This window comes from Vibrio sp. Vb0598 (assembly GCF_033338935.1).
Lineage (GTDB): Bacteria > Pseudomonadota > Gammaproteobacteria > Enterobacterales > Vibrionaceae > Vibrio > Vibrio alginolyticus.
Window position 1 is genome coordinate 1 of the sequence record NZ_JAWOTP010000319.1, and the last position, 1022, is coordinate 1022.

The window sequence follows — 1022 nt, forward strand, 5'->3', positions numbered from 1 at the left end:
CACAAGCCGAAGGCCAAGCGTATTTCGTTGGAGATGAAAACATCGGCCATCTTAAAGTTTCATTTTTTGGCCCGTTCTATTCCTCGTACATTGTGTTCGAGCTAGGAGAAAACTATGAGTATGCCTTTGTCTCAGGTTTTAACCATGATTACTTGTGGCTACTTTCTCGGAAACCAAATGTCGATAAGGCGACGGTGGAGCGATTTAAGCGAGTCGCCAAAGAGAAAGGCTTTGTGCTAGATGAGTTGATCCTGGTCGATCAAAAACAGTAAATTGTCCAACTGCTGACCTTACAGTAAGGTTCGATGCTTCATAAAGCTCAGTGGTGTTTGTCCCGTTTGTTTTTTAAAAAACGCAATGAATGCGCTGTCTGATGAAAACTCCAAGCAATGGGCAACATCACTGACTTGCCTCTCCTCACACAACAGCTCTATTGCCTTTAACAATCGCCATTGCTGACGCCAATCTTGATAAGACATGCCTGTTTCGGACTTAAACAGTCTTGTAATTGTCTTACCGCTTGCCCCGATTGTTTTCGATAAATGGTTGAGATCAGGAGCAATGAATCCGTCTTTTGTCATCGCGTTTCGAAATGAAGCCAAACGACGATCCGATGGCAATGGTAAAGTGAGCTCGAATTGCTTTGCTTGATAAAACTCTTCCCAAAATAATATGGTTGTCGCATTCGTTTTGGTTTGTTCTATGTCCCACTCCCACAAAGCCATTTTATTGATCAGTGCTTTTAGGAGATCGTTAACTTCAATCATCACGATGCTTTTCGGGCAAGAAAATTTGTCACAATCGAAATAAACAGAACGATACGCCACAACATTCGTCATTACGGCGCGATGTGGAGTATGAGGTGGGATCCACACTGCTTTGGTTGGCGGCAAAATACAAATGGAATCATTTAGGGCAAACGTCATGCATCCTTGTGGCGCGTAAAGTAACTGACCTTTATGGTGCTGATGCATCCCTGAGTCGTGTCTACCAACATCTGCAGCAATGCCGACCACGTTGGC

At 43.8% G+C, this 1022-nt stretch carries 2 protein-coding genes; one reads left to right on the plus strand and one right to left on the minus strand.

Annotation, left to right across the window (positions count from 1 at the left end):
• On the plus strand, nucleotides 1-272 hold a 272-nt coding region (locus R7Q38_RS24975), incomplete at its 5' end, for a lipocalin family protein (protein WP_318114750.1).
• 18 nt (nucleotides 273-290) lie between these two features.
• On the opposite strand, the gene R7Q38_RS24980 is transcribed toward R7Q38_RS24975, so the two are convergent.
• Nucleotides 291-1022, minus strand: a 732-nt coding sequence (locus tag R7Q38_RS24980; protein ID WP_318114751.1) for a helix-turn-helix transcriptional regulator, incomplete at its 5' end; no start/stop codon positions are given.